Raw genomic sequence first — 19,386 nt, 5'->3', positions numbered from 1 at the left:
GGGCGGTGTATTGGATAATGGCGGCTGCTGCAGTACTCGCAGGCAGCTCGCTCATAAAAGCGCTTTTTCGTGCTCATAGCGCGCATTAGCGGCGCAAAGTCGGCGGCATTATTTGATCCGTTGTGCGCGAAATGAAATTTTATCGTTTAAATTCTAGAGCAAGACCTGCGCCTGCGGCGGCAAATTTGCTTGTAGTAATGAAATTTATCGTCCAAATTTTAGTAAAAGATAAAATTCCAAACCGCGCATTAAGTAGTGTGAAATTTTATTTGGTTTTGTTTCACCGCGCAGCGGTTTGCGCGGCTTGCTTTAAATTTTATTCTATCCCCGCAAATGCTGCTTTTGCGTCCGCCAGATCCTTCTCGTCCGGGTGTTTCGCAGCCTCCGCCCAGCGCGCAAGTCGCTCGGGGGTGATAGGGTGGGGCGAGTTGCCGCCGGTCGCCATTTTGCGCATCATTTCAAGTAGATTCGGATCGATCGCGCCCTGGCAGGCAAACTCCCTTATAATCTCGTTGCCGTTTGCTTTAAGCCCCTCTTCAAAGGTATCCAGGCACTTGCGCGAGTGCTCGCCGTCCGGCTCTGCGCCTAGAGTCATAAAAACGCCAAGCTTCTTGCCGTGAATCTTGCGTAAAAAGCGCATAAATTTCGCCTCTGCTTCGCCCTTATCGACGTAAAAGCCCAAGACTATGAAGTCATAGTCATCGACCTCACCCTCAAAGTCGCGGAAATTTAGACTCTCGCAGCCCAGTTGCTCGGCGATCGCGTCGCCCACCTTTTTCGTGTTACCCGTTTGTGAGGTGTAAAGCACGATTTTTTTCATACAAAATCCTTTCTAACAATGTTTGCTATCTCTTCGTTGATGTTGTTGCCCCAAAAAATTCCGTCCAAGCTCAAGATCGATTTTCCATCCTTAAGCTCCAAAAGCCCCCAGTTCTCAAATTCTTTGAGTTTTTGCACCGCTTCGTCGTAAATGCTCGCGCTCAGAGCCTCTTTTAGCTCGTTTAAGCTTACGATCGGGTATTGAAACAGATTGTTTAGCACGCTATATTTTGCCTCGCGCTCATCGATTCGCGAGATCATCTTGTGTCCCGACACGCCGTAAATTCCGAAGCCCGCTACGTGTCCGCCCGCGCCGTTGCCGATAGGTAGGATATCCGTGCCCTTGTGGCTTAGCTTGATGTAGCCGTAGTTATCGCGACCTTTTCGAGCAAGTTTGGTAAGCTCCAAAACCTCGAAATTCCCGCTTTGCAGCAGCGCCTCTGCAAAGGCATGGTGCAGCTTTTTATCAGTCGGCAGATCGTAGTAGGAGGTGTCGATCTTTTTGGATAGCTCCGAGCCTTCGAAAAACATCAGCGAGTAAAAGCTAGCGCTATCTAGACCTAGCTCATTTACGTAGCGCGCGTCTGCGATCGCTTCCTCCACGCTTTCGTTCGGGAAGTTGTAGATAATGTCGCAGCAGAGCATGCCGTCAAATTTTTCTCTAAGATCCTTTAGTCGCTCAATCGCGCGAGCGGGCTTGTGCACGCGGTTTAGAAGCGCGCGCCCCTGTCTGCTGAAGGTCTGCACGCCGATGCTAAAGCGGTTTACGCCAAAGCTTTGCAAGGCAAGCGCCTTTTGAAGGTCTAAATTATGCAGCGTGGTCTCTACGCTGATCTCGCAGTCCTCTGCGATCTTAAAATTTTTATGCAGCGCGCCGAGGACCTTTTCGAAGTGAGCTTCGCTAAATACGCTCGGCGTGCCGCCGCCGAAGTAGATACTTTTAACGTTTTTGGTATCGAAGTAGGGCATCTCGCCGTAGTCTTTGATCTGGTGGATTAAAAATTTAGCGTATTCGTCCAGCTCGTCGCCGAGTTTGGAGCGCATCATCGAACAAAACGAGCAGATGTTGTCGCAAAAGGGCACATGCAGATAGATCACGCAGTCGCTGTCTTTCGCGGGCTGCTCCAGCGCGTCGAACAGCTCGTTTTCGCTTGCGGAAACGCTCTCGAAAAGCTTGGAGCGGTGGTGGGTTTTAATGCGTTCTTTAAACATCTATTTCGTTGCCTCCGCGTAAATTTCATCCACCGTCTCGCCGATCTGCGGGCTGCCCCGCAAGATGAGCGTCGGAGCCTTTAAAATTTTGCCAGATTTTACCGCTTTGGTATTTTTAAGGATCGGATTTGCCTTTAAAAAATCCTCCGTCTCGCCGCCCACGATGACGATTATATCGGGGTTTTGCTCGAGGATGTATTCGGCAGATACCGAAGGCGTGCTGCCTTTTAGGCCGTCTGCGATATTTTTGGCGCCTAGTCGAGCGAATATATCGCCTACTAGGGTTTTGTCGTTAAAGGCCATAGTGGCGTTTGAGCCGAAAAATAGCGCTACTTTTTTGCCGCGAAGAGCGGGTTTGTCTGCAAAAATTCCATCCATCTGCGCGCAAATTTTATCCGCCTCGCTCTCTTTTTTTACGATCGCGGCGACCTTCTTTACGTTTTGGCAGATCTCTGCGGTGGAGTTCGCATCCATCGCAAGGCTCTTAAGTCCCAGCTTTTGCAGATTTTCGCTAACGCCCGCGGAGTGAAAGCTCGTGATAACCAGATCGGGCTTAAGCTCGACGATCTTTTCCATATTCGGCTTTACGTAGGTGCCTACGCTAGGCAGTTTCGCGGTTTCTGCCTCCGGGCGGATCTTGCTCATCGAGGTAGTTGAGATCGCAGCGATCTGATCCTGTGCGCCTAAAGCGTAGATGATCTCGACTGCGGCGGGGTCGAGCACTACCAGGCCTTTGGCGAGTGCAAAACTCGTCGAAAGCAAAGCTATAAGAATTTTTTTCATAATTTCTCCTTTTTGGGTAGTATAAACTTTACCCCGTTTTCTTCTACTATTAAGGCTTCAAAGCCGTAAATTTCTTTTATGATCTGCGGCGTAAAAAGCTCGCTCGCGCTACCGCGATACCTTACTGTGCCGTCTTTTAGCATCAAAATTTCGTCGCAAAAAAGCGAGGCTAAATTTAGATCGTGCAGCACGATGACGCTCGTTAAATTTAAAGAGCGCGTCAGGTTTTCGCAGATCCTCATCGCCTCGATCGCGTAGTTCATATCAAGCGCGCCCGTGGGCTCATCGAGCAGTAAAATTTCAGGCTCGCTGACGAGCGCTCTGGCAAGCAGCACGCGCCCGAACTCCCCACCGCTTAGCTCAAATGCGCTACGCTTTAGGAATTTTTTCACGTCCAAAAGCTCTGCCATTTGCTCCACTTTAGCGTGATCGCTCGCATCGTAGCCGCTAAATGCGCTTTTTAGGCGGCAAAATCTGCCCGCAAGTAAAATTTCATTCACGTTTAGCGCGGCTGCGAGAGCTGTTTTTTGCGGCACGAAGCCGATGAGTGCGGCAAGCTCTTTGAGGCTATATTCGCTTGCTTTTTTGCCGTTTATTTCGATGATCCCGCTTGCGGGCTTTAAAATTTGCAATATATTTTTTAACAAGGTGCTCTTGCCGCAGCCGTTAGGGCCCAAAATCCCGTAAAATTTACCCCGTTTTAAATTTAACTCGATGCCTCGCAGAATCGCTCGCTTGCCGTAGCTAAAGTTTAGCGCCGAAATTTTCATGCATGCTTCCTAAACGCGAGGTATAGAAAAAAGGGCGCGCCGAAAAAGGAGGTCACCACGCCGATCGGAATTTCTACCGGCGAGAGGGCGTTTTTGGCGATTACGTCGCAAAAAACTAAAAAAACTCCGCCGGTAAGCGCGCTAGCGGGGATCAGCACGGCGTTGCTCGCCGTATGAAGCGCCATGCGAAGCGTGTGCGGAATGATGAGCCCCACGAAGCCTATCATCCCCGTAAATGCGACCGAAAAGCCGATGATGAGCGAGGAGACGATGAGTAGGCTCTTTTTGGACTTATCGACGTTGAGCCCGAGCGACTTCGCCTCCTCGTCGCCGTTTAAGATGATATTTAGCTCGTGGCGCTTCGCGTAAAAATACGCCATGCAAAACAGCAGCGGCGGCAGTAAAAGCGCGATCTTTTGCCAGTTTGCGCCGCCTAGATAGCCCATCATCCACGCCGTAATCCTAAAACTATCCTCTCCGATTAGATAGACCGCAAAGGATGTAAATGCGCCCAAAAAGGACGATACGGCGATGCCTACGATCAGCAGAGTAGAGATCGAGCGGGTATGGGCTGCGAGCTTAAAGATCACGAGCGAAAGCCCGCTGGCGGCCAAAAACGCGAAAATTCCGTAAAAAACGTCACTAAGCCCCAGCAGGTAGGCTATGACCGCGCCGAAGGTCGCTGCCGAGGCGATGCCGATGATGTAGGGATCTGCAAGCGGGTTTAAAAATACGCTTTGCACTACCACTCCCGAAGTTGCCAGCAGCGCGCCTATTAAAATTCCAAGCACGAGGCGCGGCAGACGCATTTGCGTTAGAATCAGCTCCTTGGTTTCGTCCAGCTCGCCGAAGGTGAAAAATTTTACGATGTCGCCTAGCGAAATGCTCGCTCCGCCGCTACTTACGGCCACTAAAGCAAGCAAGACGAAAGCTGCGATTAAAAAGAGATAAAATTTAAAGCTCATAGCCCACCAGGCGAACTATACGCGCAGATTTCGTCGCGGCGGATATTTTAAAATTTAAGCGGCGTCGGGAATTTATGCATATGGGATTTATGAAATTCTCGCGGCTGGTGCAATTATTTTTGAAGCTTGCATAGCTTTTGATATGGGCGCGAAAAAGTACATAGCCGCACACCTGATCCGGCATAAATTTCCTCCTAAAAGTATTCGCGATTTTTATTAAGAAATTAAAATCGTTATCATGGGATTTTATCGCTTGATTTCTTAAACCGCGATAAATTCCGTAACGGCTAAGAGCTGCGGAGTTAAATTTAGGGCGATTAAATGTTAAAATTTCGCGCGTTTCCAAGCCGTCTATTTAAATTTGAAATTCAAAATTTAGGCGTTAAATTTAAACGCCAAAAGAGCTCTTTTTAATTTCGCGATTCAGCTTTAAATGATAAAAACGCCGATAAAATACGCACTAAATTTTATTTAACGAGCCCAGCTTTAAAGGCGCGAGCCGTTTTGTTAAAACGACATACTGCCCAAGCCGCTCGCTAAGTTTTAAGGAGTGAGCATGAAATTTTGGCAAAAGATCCTTTGGGCGGCGGTCGCCGTCATAGGAGCGTGGTGTTTCGGCGTACTTGCGCTAAATAAGGGCGAGAGCATCAGCGCCGTCTGGCTCGTAGTGGCCAGCGCGTGCATCTATCTGATCGGATACACCTTCTACGGGCGCTTTATCGCGTATCGCGTCTTTGAGCTGGACGATCGCCGCGCAACTCCTGCGGTGATCCGAAACGATGGACGCGATTACGTCCCTACGAACAAATACGTCCTTTTCGGGCACCATTTCGCCGCTATCGCTGGCGCAGGACCGCTCGTAGGTCCCGTAGTGGCCGCACAGATGGGCTATCTGCCCGGCACTATTTGGCTTTTGGTAGGCGTCGTGCTCGCAGGCGCGGTGCATGATTTTATCGTGCTCGTGCTCTCCACGCGCCGCGGCGGCAAGAGCCTCGGCGAGATGATCAAAGAGGAGATGGGCAAGCTCACGGGCGGCATTGCGATGATCGGTATTTTTTTCATCATGCTGATCATCGTGGCGATCTTGGCGATGGTCGTCGTAAAGGCGCTCGCAAACTCGCCGTGGGGGCTTTTTACGATCGCGATGACGATACCGATCGCCGTATTTATGGGAATTTACATGAGGTTTTTGCGCCCGGGCAAGGTCAGCGAGGCATCGATCATCGGCTTTATTTTGCTGATGCTTTCGCTTTGGGGCGGGCATTACGTCTCGATCGATCCGTACTGGCACGACGTTTTTTCGCTAAAGGGCGAGACGCTCGCGCTTCTTACGATCGGCTACGGCTTTATCGCGGCGATTTTGCCAGTGTGGCTGCTGCTCGCGCCGCGCGATTATCTAAGCACCTTCCTTAAGCTCGGCGTCATCATCGGCATGGCGGTCGCGATAATCTTTGTCGCGCCCGAGCTTAAAATGCCCGCTACGACGAAATTTATCGACGGCACGGGTCCCGTTTTTGCAGGCCCGATATTTCCGTTTTTGTTTATCACTATCGCATGCGGCGCGATTTCGGGCTTTCACGCGCTGATCTCCAGCGGTACGACGCCGAAGATGCTCGAGCGCGAAACCCACACTCTTTTCATCGGCTACGGCTCGATGCTTATGGAGAGCCTCGTGGGCGTAATGGCGCTTGTGGCTGCGTGCATCCTAAGCCCGGGCGAATACTTCGCTATCAACTCGCCCGCTGCAGTGCTGGGCAAAGACGCGGTAAGCGCCGCGGCGTATATAAATTCTATCGGATTTAGCATTACGCCTGAGCAGATCGGCGCCTTGGCTTCAAACGTCGGCGAAACCACGATGATGAGCCGCACGGGCGGCGCTCCTACCTTTGCGATGGGGCTAACGATGCTACTGCATCAGATCATCGGCGGCAAGGAGCTGATGGCATTTTGGTATCATTTCGCGATTCTGTTTGAGGCGCTGTTTATTCTGACCGCGGTCGATGCGGGCACGCGCACGGGGCGCTTTATGGTGCAAGAAATTTTAGGCAACGTCTATAAGCCATTCTCCGATACCAAAAATTCCCTCTACGGCATCATCGCGACGCTAATCTGCGTGGCGGGCTGGGGCTATCTGCTCTACAGCGGCGTTACCGATCCTATGGGCGGAATTTACACGCTGTGGCCGCTTTTCGGCGCGTCCAACCAGATGCTCGCGGGCATCGCGCTGCTGCTTGCTACGGTGGTGCTTTTTAAAATGGGCAAGCAAAAATACGCCTTCGTCACGATCGCTCCCGCGATTTGGGTGCTTATAACCACGCTTTATGCGGCGATCTTGAAGCTGATGCCGGCTAACGGCGAGCGCGTGCACGACGCTGTAAGCCACGTAGCTATCGCGCAAAATACCGCCGCCAAGCTCGCTGGCCTGAGCGATCCCGCCGCGATCGAAAAGGCGCAGGCTATCATCAGAAATAACGTCATCGACGCCGTGCTATGTGCTCTTTTCGTCGTCGTTACGATCATCGTCATCGCCCAAACGATCCGAATGTGCCTTAAAATTTCAAAGGGCGGCGCGAGCGAGGGATATTTCAAGCTAGCAGAAAGCGAGTACGTGGACAGGGGCGTTTATGAAAAAGTTTAAATTTAATCCACTCGCAGCCCCGAAGGTCGTGGCGAGGCTTTTAGCGCGCGCGGATGCCGCACTTGCGCCGCTCATCGGGCTCGGCGATTATGAGGGCTATCTGCGCCATTTCAGAAGCGCTCATCCGGACGAAATCCCGCTAAGCAGGGCGGAATTTTTCCGCGCGATGCAAGATAGCAAGGCAAAAAACGTCAAGTGCTGATAGCGGCGAAAGGGCGCGGTCGCGCCGTACAAATCGCCGACCCGCGACGCTTTGCAACGGTCTCGCCTGCATGTCGTAGAATTTTTAAACGGGTATTTCCGCGTCTTGGTAGAATTCTATATAAAATTTTTGCAAAATTTTTAGCAAACCTGCTTTAATTAAAGGCGCGAAATCACAGCTGTAAATTTTAAATCAGGAATATGGGTGTGCTTGGACAATGGCTTAGATCTCATAGCAGGTTAAAATTTGATCCGCGTCCTCGTCGTAAGCATTATCGACTAGTACGAGATCGCGGGCGCACTCAGGCGCGCGATGCCTGCGTTTTTCATTTTTACCGGGAGCGAGGAGTGAATATTCACGGTTTTCAATACCGCGGCCGCCTCTGGACGCTAAATTTTGCTCGGCAAATGCGCCCTTCTGCTTCGCTTCGTATTTTGTGCTCGCAGCCCGGCAAGAAGCAGCTGTAACGACGCCTAAAATTCTCACACCCTTTTGTTTAAATTTATGCGCCAGCACGGGCTTTGCCGCGAGGTATTGGACCTGCTCGCCGAGTTTAAATTTAAAGGGCTCGTCGCACTCAAATTTATCCGTCGCTTCGCACCTGGATTTGCTCGCCTTGCCCTGCGTAAATTCGCCCGAGCCGCCGCGATTAAATTCGTCCGCTTCGTCGCATCTAAATTCCTCGGCTTTATCGTGCGCAAATTTGCCCGAGCCGTCGTGCTCGCCGCTCTCGAGGTCGCCCGCCTCGCTACGCAGATCAAGAACCCTCAGCTCATTCGGCTCGTTTATAAAGTGCCCGCGCCAGCCGTCCGGTCCATTCGCTACAAGCTCGAATTTATCGAAATCAAAGTTCAGCTTCACGCGGAATTTAACGTTAAAATTTGCGTCCGTAAAAACAAGCTCGTTAGCTCCCTCTATTTCGCCGTTTTCGCCCGCTTCGCCCACGCGAATGCAATATCCGCCGCCCGCGCGCTGCACCTGCGTCATAGGGCAAGTTTTAGCGATGATTTTAAGCTCGCAACCGCTCAAATTTAGGCGGTAAATTTGACCCGAGCGCGTAAAAATCAAGAAATTTAGCTCATCTTGCTTAAAAATCGCCGCGCAGCCCTTTAATCGCTTTCGCATGCCCGTCTGCGTCTTAAAATCGTAAATAAAAAGCGTGTCGTATGTCGCCGTAATAGCCTTTTTATCGCCATCCTTGCTACTTAGCGCGATAAAGTTGCCGTATTTTAGCACGCCTTTTTTGTGCTTTGAGATGAGCGCGAGATCCGCGGCGTTAAATTTATAAATCGTGTCTACAAAGCCCAAAACTACGAGCGTACGGCCGTCATCGTCAAAGGTCGCAGTGCGGGTAAAATCGCGGAAAGGCGCGCCGGCTAGCTGCTCGCCGCTTTCGAGCGAGATTTTTCTAAGCTTCATCTGCTTTTGCTCGTCGTTATCGCCTATGTAAAATGCGTGATCGCCCTTTATCAGGACGTTTTCACCGATATCGCGAAGTCTGTTTTGAGGCCTACTTTGCCATAAAATTTTCATCCGTCGCTCCTTCCGTCTGCGCGTAAGAACACAGCACGATTTATTGCTTTTAATTTGTGCTAGCGGTTTTATCAGCGCGCATGCCAATCCTTGCTGTTGCTTAAATTTACGCTATTTGCGCGGTGCTCGGTACCGATTTAATCGACATTTTAGTCGTGCTTTGCAGGCAAATTTATCCGCGCAGCGTTTGGACCGGGCCAGAAATTTAGCTGCGCGCTGTTTGAACGAAACCGCAAAATTAGCCTCGCAAATTTAGATCATTTTTTCGGTTTATTTTCTTTGATATAGTCCACGGCGATACGCTGGCAGGCGATCTTGTCGTTCTTTTCGAGGCATAAAGTCTCCAGCTCCTCACGGCTGAAATTTTTATAATCTTTGATCGTCTTTTTGCCGCCGCCTCCCATGATGAAGTATATGAGAGCCGCTAAAATCGCGACCGCAGCGATTAATCTAAGCATGATTACCTCCTAAATTTCATAGATTTTGCGCCAAATGTGCGAGCGAATTCGGCGCGTATCTGTTTAAAATAGGCAATCAAAATTCTACGCCACGCGGATTTTGCGAGCAGTGCATTTTAAATCTAAAGCGATATCTGCTTCGGAAAGTACCTATCCAGCGTCTGCGCTACCTGCTCTAACCAGACCTTTCGCTCGACCTCGTCGCTATCCGCGACCACTCTAAACATCAGCCGCTCAAAGGTTTTCACGCCGCAAAAATCAAAAATGCAGCTTTTCCAAATTCTTTCCAGCGGATCGCCGAATATCTTGTTTTCTCTGGCCTCGGGGGTGTTGGAGGTGTTGAAAACTACGGCGGCTTTAGCCTTTAAAAGTCCTATCGGAAGCCCGCCGCCGTTATCGCCCGGCGCAAAATCGTAGGCTACTCTCTGCCTTAGCACACGGTCAATCCAGCCCTTGAGGATGGCGGGCGGCTCGCCCCACCAGTTCGGATGGACAATCACGATGCCGTGGGCGTTTGCTATGTCTTTTTGATGCGCTTTTAACAGCTCGTCGTCGCTTTCGTCGCTCACGAGCTCGGTGCCGCTAAGGATTGGGTTAAATTTCTCCTTATATAGATCGTGAAATTTAACCTCGTAGCCGCTATTTTGCAGCTTTTCTGCCGCTGCGTTTGCAATAGCCGCATTTAGACTTCTCTCGTAAGGATGCGCTAAAATGATGCAGATTTGTTTCATCTTACTCCCACTCTATCGTTGCAGGCGGTTTGCTCGAGATGTCGTAGACGACGCGGTTGATGCCGTCTGCTTCGTTTATGATACGGCGAGAGACGTTTTCTAGCAGATCATACGGCAGGCGCGAGAAGCTAGCCGTCATGCCGTCGCTAGCGTCCACTACGCGTATGCACACGGCGTTTTCGTAGGTGCGGTTATCGCCCATGACTCCCACGGAGTGCACGTTTAGTAGCACGCAAAATGCCTGCCACGTTTTGTTGTACCAGCCGCTTGATTTTAGCTCGTCGCGTAGGATCACGTCGGCTTTGCGCAGCAGCTCGAGACTCGGCGTATTTACCTCGCCCATTATGCGGATCGCAAGACCCGGGCCAGGGAATGGATGGCGGAAAACGACTTCGCGCGAAAGACCTAGCTCAAGTCCCAGCTGGCGCACTTCGTCTTTAAAAATTTCGCGCAGAGGCTCGATCAGTTCAAATTTCATATCCTTAGGCAGCCCGCCTACGTTGTGGTGGCTTTTGATCGTCTTGCTTGAGCCTGCGACCGAGCTTTCGATGATATCGGTGTAGAGTGTGCCTTGAGCTAGAAATTTTACGTTTTTGTGTTTTGCTGCTTCTTTGCTGAAAACCTCGATGAAGGTCGCGCCGATGATTTTGCGTTTTTGCTCGGGATCGACCACCCCTTTCAGCCTGTTTAAAAACAGCTCGCTAGCATCGATCACGTCTAAGCTCACGCCGAGTTTGAGCCTAAACATCTCCTCCACCGCCTTGCGCTCGCCAGTGCGGAGCAGTCCGTTATCGACGAAAACCGCTATTAGGCTCTGTGGCACCGCATGCGCCAAAAGCGCCGCTACGACCGAGCTATCCACTCCGCCGCTTACCGCGCAAAGCACCTTGGCGCTGCCTACGCGCTCTTTTATTTTGATCATCTGCTCTTTGGCGAAGCTGCCCATATTCCAAGTGCTGGTTATTCCGCAGATCTCTTTGGCAAAATTTTTTAAAATTCTATCGCCGAACTCGCTGTGGCAGACCTCCGGATGAAACTGCAGCGCATAAATTTTACGGATCTCGTCGCCGAATACGCACCACTCGCTCTCGTCCGAGCTTGCCATCACCTCAAAGCCCTCCGGCAGGCTCTCGACCTTGTCCGAGTGGCTCATCCAGACAGTAGAGTTATCCTCCACGCCGCCAAATAGCTTGCTAGCGCGAAGCAGTTTCAAAGAGGCTTTGCCATACTCTTTTTTACCCGCAGGCACGACGCTGGCGCCAAATTTATGCGCGATGAGCTGCATGCCGTAGCAGATACCTAAAATCGGAATTCCAAGCTCAAAAATTCTATCGTCGCAAAAATACGCATCCTTGGCGTAAACGCTAGCGGGTCCGCCGCTTAAAATAATGCCTTTTGGGTTTTTTGCTTTTATCTTATCGATCGGTGCGTCGTATGCGATCAGCTCGGTGTAAACGCCTTGTTCGCGCAAGCGCCTAGCGATCAGCTGGGTGTATTGAGAGCCGAAGTCCAGCACTAAAATGTCTGCCGTCTGCATGAAATTCCTTTGTAAAAATTTTTAAAAGTATAACAAAGCAAAGCTAAAAGTAGGCTATTTATCGCGTAAAATTCTAACGCTTCCTCTATCGCCGCTCGTGCTATTAGCGTCCGTATTTTGGGCGGTAGCGCTAGAGCCTTGCTCGCCTTCTGAGTAAAACGGCGGCGCTTTGTATCCGCAGCCGCTAAGTAAAACTAAGATAAAAAATGCTAAAATCCGCTTATGGAAAATGCAAGAGAAATAATAGCTCATATCAGAAAAGATCCTTTATATGCCAAGATGCGAGAAAGAGGCGAGTTTTTGGCGATTTTGCCGCTTAGTTGGCAAAGGCTGATCGCTTTCATCTACGTCAAAGATGGCATTTTGATGATAGCCGCGAAGCATCCGGCTGGGCTTTGCGAACTAAAACGCGATAGTAATATAAATTTAATAAAAGACGTATTAAAGCGCTTCGTAGCCGCTAGAGAGACGGCGGAGCTTTGCGGCGTGCGAGAGATAAAATTTTTCGTCGCAGATAGAGTGATGAGTAGAAGAAGGGCGCAAATTTATAAAGCTCATTTGCGCCGAAGCAGCAAAATTTTATTTTCCGAGCGCGCAAAAGGGGAGTTTACAAACAAAATTCAAGATCCGCAAATTTATAAAATTTTTGAAGAGATAAGAGGGCTGATCCTTGCTAATAGAGGAGATTAAGAGCCTGCCTGCTAGCCCCGGCGTGTATCAATATTTCGACGCCGCGGGCAAGCTGCTATACGTCGGCAAGGCAAAAATTTTAAAAAATCGCGTCAAAAGCTACTTTTCTTTCACGCCCACTCTTGCTCCGAGCCCTCGCCTAAGTGCGCGCATCGCAAAGATGATAAGTGAGGCGGCGCATTTAGAATACATCGTCACGCCCAGCGAGAGCGACGCGCTGATACTAGAAAATTCCTTCATCAAGCAGCTAAAGCCTAAATACAATATCCTGCTGCGCGACGATAAGACCTATCCATATATTTACGTAAATTTAGACGACGACTTTCCGCGCTTTGAGATCACGCGAAAGATCGTAAAGGGCAGAAACATCAGATACTTCGGTCCCTATTTTCACGGCGCGAAGGAAATTTTACAGACGCTTTACATGCAGTTTCCGCTCGTGCAGAAGAAAAATTGCGTCAAGGGCAAAAAGGCCTGTTTGTTCCATCAGATCGGGCGCTGCGCCGCTCCGTGCGAGGATAAAATTTCAAAGCAGGATTACGCTCGTATCGTGCAAAGCGCGCTTGTGGCTCTGAAAAATCCGCAAAAGATGATGCCGCAGCTTCAGGATCGGATGGCACGGCTCGCGCAGAGCGAAAATTTCGAGGAAGCCGCGCAGATCCGCGATAAGATTGAAATTTTAAAGCAGATGAACGTAAAGGTTGAGGTCGATCTGGCAAAGCTCGATGATTTCGAGGTCTTTGCGATTGCCGCACGCGACGGACTCGTCTGCGCTGTGCATTTTAGCATACGCGAGGGTAAAATTTCAGCCTCAAGCTCGCATATAATCAACTGCAAAGCCCCAAGCGCCGATGATATCGCAAACGCCTACAAGCAGATGATCTTAAGCGCTTTTCCTGCCGCGGCTCCCGTGGCGTGCGCTAAAATTTACGTTTACGACGAGTTTGACGATGCGGATCTGGTATGCGAAATTTTATCCAAGCGGCATGAAAGAGCCTTTAAAATTTACGCGCCAAAAATCGGCGAGAAGCGTAAAATTTGCGAGATTGCATATCAAAACTGCGAGATCAATATCAAAAAGCATCTAAAAACGCACGATTACGCATTTTTGCAAGAGCTGAAGGATTATTTTAATCTTACGAATTTGCCGGTAAATATCGAAGTTTTCGACAACTCGCATATGTTCGGCGCCGCGCCCGTGGGAGCTATGATAAGCTTTCAAGACGGCGAGTTTAACAAGCAAAACTACCGCCACAAGCACCTTAGCTCAAATAACGACTACGATCAGATGCGCGAGTATCTAACTAGCCGCGCGCTTAAATTTGACGAGCTCGCAGCGCCCGATCTGTGGCTCATCGACGGCGGAACGGCTCTGCTAAACTTGGCAGAGGAAATAATTTGCAGCGTCGGAGCAAACGTCGATATAATCGCCATTTCTAAAGAAAAGATCGACGCTAAAGCTCACCGCGCAAAGGGAGCTGCGAAAGATAAAATTTGCACGAAAGGCGGGATTTTTTCGCTAGCAACGGATGATAAGAAACTTCAGTTTTTTCAGCGCCTGCGCGATGAAGCGCACCGCTTTGCGATCTCGTTTCACCAAAAGAGCAAACGCAAGCTCGATCTGCAAAGCTCAAAACTGTTAAGCTTGGGCGTTAGCAAGGGAAGTCTGAAGAAGCTTTTGGACTTTTACGGCGATTTTGAGAGCATTTATGCGGCGAGCTTCGAGGAGATCAGATCGCTTACGAATATCCAAACCGCGGAAAAAATTTTAAACAATCATTAACGAAAACCTAACGCAAAAAGCTATATTTAAAGATTTGTTTAGTAAAATCACCCATTAACTTTGCAGGACGGCTAAATCGTCTCCGCCTAGCGTGACGGAAGCGACTTCGTTTCTCCGGTTGAATAAAATTTAACGTCGCGTAAGCTGCGCTTTGAAGGATTTTGTATGAATTTAAATACTACAAGTGCTTTGAGACTTGTTAGCGGTATCCCGCTGCTTTTGATTTTCGCGTTTGCATCATATTTCTTGTTTATCTCTTTGCAGGATTACGCCAGAGTGGGAATTTTGCAGCAGCAAATTGCTAAAAATAGTAATCTCGCAGCGTTAGTAGAGCAGGTAGATAAAGAGCGCGGTATCACTTCGGCGTTTTTGGGTAGCGAGGGAAACCCCGGTATGGGAACCCTTCTATCGGGTCAACGCAAAAAAACCGACGATGCGCTTGCAAAGTATAAAGAAAGCAAAAATATCAGTGAAAATGTCGTAAAAAAGACTATTTTTGATATTTTCGCTTACGGCACCGGTAATGACGAGCTTTTGGCTGCCGAGACCGATATAGACGGTTTATTAGACAAACTTCCGCAGGTAAGAAGGGATGTCGATGCTCAAAGCAAAAGCTTCGGTGAGCTTTTCAGCTCATATTTTCAAAAATTCGATGATGATGTAAAAACAATCCAACGAGTGCTAAGAGAGGGTCTTGTAAGCTCAAATATTACCGTTTGGACGGTTTCGTTGCTTAATACTTATGAGGCGATGGATGCCACCGCATCGGAGCGCGACTATATTATCGAATACATTATCGGTAGCAAGGCGATGAATCAGGCGCAGCTAAGGACCTGGGCTAGCTTCAACCTATCTAGTTCGCTCCCTAATTACTACTTCTTGCCGGAATCTGATGCTAGAGCCGCGATTTTAAAAATTCTAGACGGAGAGGAATTTCAAAACGCATTAAGAGAGACTGCTAAAATTTCAGCCACATTGCAGCAAGAAGCGGACGAGGGACATTATAGCGTACCTTTTCAAGAGTGGTTTGCCTCTACTACACTTAAATATAAAAAGCTAAGCGAAATTTCTGAAAAGATCAATGCTGAGCTTGCGGCGCATGCCGACACCTACCTAGCGCAAAGGCTAAGAAACCTATTTATCGCTCTTGGTATATGGGTTTTAGCGGCTATTTTGGTCGTTTTTGCCTTGGGTATTACAAGACGTTTAAGACAGAACGTTACCGACCTCGGCAACGTGCTTAGCCGAATCGGCGATTTGACGAATCAGCACGAGCATATCGACGTTAGGACTAGTGAAGGTGTTAATAAGGCGTATTCGCTTATCGAGGACGCGCTCGATCTGATTGCGTATCAAAAGGGCGCTGCGGAGGATGCCAACAAGGCAAAATCGATCTTTTTGGCCAATATGTCGCACGAGATCAGAACGCCGCTTAACGGCATCATCGGCTTTACGGAGCTTCTTAAAAATACCGATCTGGATGAAGAGAAGCGCGATTACGTTGATACCATCGAAAAATCGTCCGAAAACCTTCTAACGATCATTAATAACATTTTGGATGTCTCTAAGATCGAGAGCAATAAGGTCGAGCTTGAGGATATCTTATTTAATCCTATTCAAGATTTCGAAAGTGCGGTTGAAATTTACGTTGCCAAGGCTGCCGAAAAGAATATCGACATCTTGCTCTACATCGATCCTACACTAGTGCACCATCTATACGGCGATATTACGAAGATCAAAGAGGTTCTTATCAACCTCATGTCAAATGCTGTTAAATTTACGCCTGAGCACGGCACTATCGTAGTTGAAATTTTAAGGGAGCCTAGCAAAGCTCCGGGAGAGGCGATCGTAACGTTTAGCGTAGAAGATACCGGCATTGGAATTTCTGAAGACAAGCTCGCAAATGTATTTAACGCCTTCTCTCAGGCCGACTCTACGATCACACGCAAATATGGTGGAACAGGTCTTGGACTTACGATTTCGTCGAAATACGTAGCGATGATGGGCGGTAAGCTTCAGGTCAAATCTACCGTAGGAAAGGGTACTAGATTTTATTTCACCCTTGCTTTCAAAGAGACACAAAAGACCGATGCGGACGCAGTATTTGAAAGCATCAAAGGGTTAAATTTTGCGCTTTTAGCCGATAGCGCCGATACGATGTATAACGATATCGTTAAAAACTACATCAGCAAGCTAGGTGGTAAAATTTCGATATTTAATACAAACGCGCAGTTCCGCTCAGCGCAAAATAATAACAAATATGACGCCCTTATCACTAGATTTAAGAATTACGGCGAGGTTAGCGATATATTGAGTATGCCTACGATCTTAACTCTTAAGCCAAAAGAGCTTCAAAGTATTAGTATTTCAAATTCTAAAATTTTTACCCTCACAGAGCCTTTTAACTTAACTAAATTCGTTAAGACGCTAGATAAAATTTCAAAATCCGGAATTGCTCTAAATAGATCGGATTTTGCTCCACAGACGCATGAGATTAAGCTGGATACCGAGGTAGAAAAGCCTATCGTCGCTGATGAAATGATTATGGAAGAGCCGGTAGTAAAAGAAAGGCCTATCATCAACAAGCTCGATGAATTACGACATGCTACTACTTCGTCGGCAGACGAGCTACGCGCTATCTTGCAAAGCAGAAGGCGTACGCATGATGCCGAGGCTCATTCTGCGCATAAAGAGGAGGCTGTTAGTAAGCCTAGTATTGCTCAAGAGCTCAAAAAAGAAGCTCCTAAAGCAGAAGAGCCGGTCATTAAGCCTATAGATATCGAGCCTATGAGTGATATTAAGATTGAAAAGACAGAGCCTGAATCGCCAAAGATCGATATTGATATTCCTGAAATAGTAATCCCGCACGCAGAAAAGCCAAAGGTAGAGCCTTCAAGCACAAAGGGTGCCCAGGCCGATATCGATGAGCCTATATCTTTGGAAATCCCTGATGATTTTGTGGGGCTCAAAACACATGCGACGCAGACTCAGGCTCCTAAAGCCGAAACTCCTAGCATCGATCTTTCCGATATCGAAATAGAGCTTCCTAAGATCAAAAAAGAGGAAGAAGTAAAAGCTGAGCCTGCGAAAGTAGAAATTCCAAAGGCTAAGGTTGAGACGCCTAAGGCTGAGATTGAAATTCCTGATATAGATATCGATCTTTTGGATATCAAACCGAGTGCCAAGGTGCAAGAGCCTGCCGAAAAGATTAAAATTCCAAGCGTAGAAGAAGAAATTCCTGTAGCCATTAAAACCGAGCCTGAAATTCCTATCGCTAAAGCTTCGAAGCCTGATACTTCAAGTGTTTCTGCTCATGAGGATGAAATTTCAAATGTTAAACTTTCAGAACCTGAAATTCCAACTAAAAAGATAATTGAATCAGAACCTATCGCTGTTGAGCCAGAGCCGGTAGCAATTGAGCCTGAACTAAAACCTATAGAGCCAAAACTTGAAGAGGTTTCAAATATCGAGTCTGAACCGGTAACGCCAGTAGTAGAACCGGCAGCTCAAAATATTCCTGCCGAAGAGCCAAGTATTGAGCCGGAGCCTGTAGATATTCCGAAGGTGGAGCCTGCTACCCAAAAAGTCCATGTCGAAGAGCCCGAGATTGAGCCTGTTAGCGTAAAAGTCGAACCGGTAGTTATCCCGCAGCCTGAGGAAGAGGAGATGGTCGAGGTACCCGTCACCGTATACGAAGACGAGCAGCAGGAAGAAACCATTATGGTTGAAGAGGATGTCGAAGTCGAAGAAGAGGTTGAAGTGCCGGTAGAGCGAAATCCTGCCGATGAAAATGTACCTTTGGTCAATAGAAAATATAACGCCAAAATCCTTATTGCGGAGGATAATGAGATCAACCAAAAGCTTATGAAGCATACACTAAATAGCTTTAATATGAATTTAACGATAGTCGAAAACGGACTTTTGGCGCTGGAAGCCAGAAAAGCTAATAACGACTATGATCTCATATTTATGGATATTTCGATGCCTGTTATGGACGGTATCGAATCTACAAAACAGATCAAACAATACGAGCACGAGAATAATCTCCGCCACATCCCGATCGTGGCTGTTACTGCCAATGCGCTAAAGGGCGATAGAGAGAAATTTATGGCAGCAGGACTTGACGAATACTGCACCAAGCCGATCAAAAAGGATATCTTAGCCCAAATGCTAGATAATTTTATCGGTGATAAACGATCTGATGCAGCGCCTGCCGGTGGAACTACAAAGAAGCTGGTTAAAAAGCTTGTCAAACGCCAGGTGCCTAAGACGGTCATTAAAACTGTCAAAGTGCCAAAGACGATAATGAAGCTGGTTCCTAAAAAAAGCATAGTTTCCGATGACGTAGTGAAAGCTAAAGGTGCGCGAGTGCCGACAAAAGATATACTTATATGCAAGGCAAACATTATGGAAAGTAAAATTTTTGCCAGCATATTAAAACATCAGTATAAAGACGTAGAAATTGCGGGCAATTTCGACCAGCTTATTTCTATGGCGGCTACGGGCAGCTATAAGCTTGTTTTGATTGATAAAAAGCTAGCAGGGCTAGACTTAGCGGCGTTAGAGAGCTTACGCCGAAAAGCATCTGCGACCAAGTTAGTGCTGTTTTCTAACGACAACGATGAAAATCCACTATTTAGCGAAGTCGCTAGTTACAATATCACCAAGTCGGGTCTTGAGAAACTCGCACAAAAATATATATAAGGATGAGGTCTTAAATGAGAGATTTGAAAGTTTTAACGGTTGATGACGACGCTATAAATTTAAAGCTACTTGAAGTTATGCTAAAAAAATATGGCAAATTCCAAACCATACTCCAAGCCAAAAACGGCTTGGACGCCCTTGCCGTACTCGAAGTTCAGCCCGTTGATTTGATTTTATTGGATATCGTAATGCCTGTGATGAATGGGCTGGAATTTTTAGATAATCTTCACGCTAGAGAAAGTATAGCTCATATCCCCGTCATTGTCCTTACGACGGACGAGACCGCTAAACGAGAGGCTTTAAATAAGGGTGCTTATGACTTTATGACAAAGCCCATCAACGACAAAGATCTTCACAAAAAACTAGACGACGTTATGAATATTATCGGCGATTAAATTGCCGATTTTGTCCTCGTAGCTCAGTAGGATAGAGCACAAAATTCCTAATTTTGAGGCCACAGGTTCGAATCCTGTCGGGGACACCATCTATCAAATTTTACCCCTAATTTTAGTTTTTTGATTTTTTTAAAAGCCCTGTTTTACGGCTTTTTCAAATTTTTTC

At 47.9% G+C, this 19,386-nt stretch carries 16 protein-coding genes and 1 tRNA gene; 7 read left to right on the top strand and 10 right to left on the bottom strand.

The features are described from left to right. Window positions 1–316: 316 nt before the first annotated feature. The 5 genes from Q0620_RS05025 to Q0620_RS05005 are packed head-to-tail and all read right to left on the bottom strand — an operon-like array spanning window position 317 to window position 4,549. On the bottom strand, window positions 317–820 hold the full coding sequence (locus Q0620_RS05025; protein ID WP_298783488.1) for a flavodoxin family protein: 504 nt from the start codon (window positions 818–820) through the stop codon (window positions 317–319). Next, window positions 817–2,031: a radical SAM protein gene (locus tag Q0620_RS05020; RefSeq protein ID WP_298783487.1), complete on the bottom strand. Its 1,215-nt coding sequence runs from the start codon at window positions 2,029–2,031 to the stop codon at window positions 817–819. The genes Q0620_RS05025 and Q0620_RS05020 overlap by 4 nt, the downstream gene beginning before the upstream one ends. Continuing rightward, window positions 2,032–2,814 (bottom strand): ABC transporter substrate-binding protein, encoded by a 783-nt coding sequence (locus Q0620_RS05015; protein WP_298783486.1) that lies wholly within the window; start codon window positions 2,812–2,814, stop codon window positions 2,032–2,034. Continuing rightward, the gene (locus Q0620_RS05010) at window positions 2,811–3,584 is read right to left on the bottom strand and encodes an ABC transporter ATP-binding protein (protein ID WP_298783485.1); all 774 of its coding nucleotides are present in this window, start codon (window positions 3,582–3,584) and stop codon (window positions 2,811–2,813) included. Before Q0620_RS05010 ends, Q0620_RS05015 begins: the two co-directional genes overlap by 4 nt. Beyond that, window positions 3,581–4,549, bottom strand: a complete 969-nt coding sequence (locus tag Q0620_RS05005) for an iron ABC transporter permease (protein WP_298783484.1) — start codon at window positions 4,547–4,549, stop codon at window positions 3,581–3,583. Before Q0620_RS05005 ends, Q0620_RS05010 begins: the two co-directional genes overlap by 4 nt. A gap of 556 nt (window positions 4,550–5,105) precedes the next feature. Here Q0620_RS05005 and Q0620_RS05000 point away from each other — a divergent pair. Further along, window positions 5,106–7,187, top strand: coding sequence for a carbon starvation CstA family protein (locus Q0620_RS05000; protein WP_298783483.1), 2,082 nt, complete (start codon window positions 5,106–5,108; stop codon window positions 7,185–7,187). Next, a complete protein-coding gene (gene kcuS, locus Q0620_RS04995) occupies window positions 7,174–7,389 on the top strand; it encodes a KCU-star family selenoprotein (RefSeq protein ID WP_298783481.1) in 216 nt (71 codons plus the stop codon). Before Q0620_RS05000 ends, kcuS begins: the two co-directional genes overlap by 14 nt. Before the next feature lie 222 nt (window positions 7,390–7,611). On the opposite strand, the gene Q0620_RS04990 is transcribed toward kcuS, so the two are convergent. The 5 genes from Q0620_RS04990 to Q0620_RS04970 form a co-directional block, all read right to left on the bottom strand. Next, window positions 7,612–8,922, bottom strand: coding sequence for a hypothetical protein (locus tag Q0620_RS04990; protein ID WP_298783479.1), 1,311 nt, complete (start codon window positions 8,920–8,922; stop codon window positions 7,612–7,614). A gap of 257 nt (window positions 8,923–9,179) precedes the next feature. Next, window positions 9,180–9,380, bottom strand: a complete 201-nt coding sequence (locus tag Q0620_RS04985; RefSeq protein ID WP_297893680.1) for a hypothetical protein — start codon at window positions 9,378–9,380, stop codon at window positions 9,180–9,182. A gap of 122 nt (window positions 9,381–9,502) precedes the next feature. Beyond that, window positions 9,503–10,111 (bottom strand): NAD(P)H-dependent oxidoreductase, encoded by a 609-nt coding sequence (locus Q0620_RS04980; protein WP_298783477.1) that lies wholly within the window; start codon window positions 10,109–10,111, stop codon window positions 9,503–9,505. A 1-nt stretch (window position 10,112) separates the two neighbouring features. After that, window positions 10,113–11,648: a glutamine-hydrolyzing GMP synthase gene (gene guaA / locus Q0620_RS04975; RefSeq protein ID WP_298783475.1), complete on the bottom strand. Its 1,536-nt coding sequence runs from the start codon at window positions 11,646–11,648 to the stop codon at window positions 10,113–10,115. Between the two features lie 54 nt (window positions 11,649–11,702). After that, a complete protein-coding gene (locus Q0620_RS04970) occupies window positions 11,703–11,900 on the bottom strand; it encodes a hypothetical protein (RefSeq protein ID WP_298783473.1) in 198 nt (65 codons plus the stop codon). 48 nt (window positions 11,901–11,948) lie between these two features. On the opposite strand from Q0620_RS04970, the gene Q0620_RS04965 reads away from it, so the two are divergent. The 5 genes from Q0620_RS04965 (at window position 11,949) to Q0620_RS04945 (ending at window position 19,309) form a co-directional block, all read left to right on the top strand. Continuing rightward, window positions 11,949–12,338 carry a hypothetical protein gene (locus Q0620_RS04965; RefSeq protein WP_298041734.1) on the top strand — a complete coding sequence of 130 codons (390 nt, stop codon included), beginning with the start codon at window positions 11,949–11,951 and terminating at the stop codon, window positions 12,336–12,338. Further along, window positions 12,319–14,121 carry an excinuclease ABC subunit UvrC gene (uvrC, locus tag Q0620_RS04960; protein WP_298783471.1) on the top strand — a complete coding sequence of 601 codons (1,803 nt, stop codon included), beginning with the start codon at window positions 12,319–12,321 and terminating at the stop codon, window positions 14,119–14,121. The genes Q0620_RS04965 and uvrC overlap by 20 nt, the downstream gene beginning before the upstream one ends. Window positions 14,122–14,286: 165 nt before the next feature. Next, window positions 14,287–18,825, top strand: coding sequence for an ATP-binding protein (locus Q0620_RS04955; protein WP_298783470.1), 4,539 nt, complete (start codon window positions 14,287–14,289; stop codon window positions 18,823–18,825). A 14-nt stretch (window positions 18,826–18,839) separates the two neighbouring features. Next, entirely contained in the window at window positions 18,840–19,220 is a 381-nt protein-coding gene (locus Q0620_RS04950; RefSeq protein WP_005869488.1) for a response regulator, read from the top strand. 12 nt (window positions 19,221–19,232) lie between these two features. After that, window positions 19,233–19,309, top strand: a tRNA-Arg gene (locus Q0620_RS04945). Window positions 19,310–19,386: the final 77 nt, after the last annotated feature.

The organism is uncultured Campylobacter sp. (genome assembly GCF_938017615.1).
Lineage (GTDB): Bacteria > Campylobacterota > Campylobacteria > Campylobacterales > Campylobacteraceae > Campylobacter_B.
Note: the sequence above shows the minus strand (reverse complement) of the source record. Positions and strands in the feature narration are given on the sequence as shown.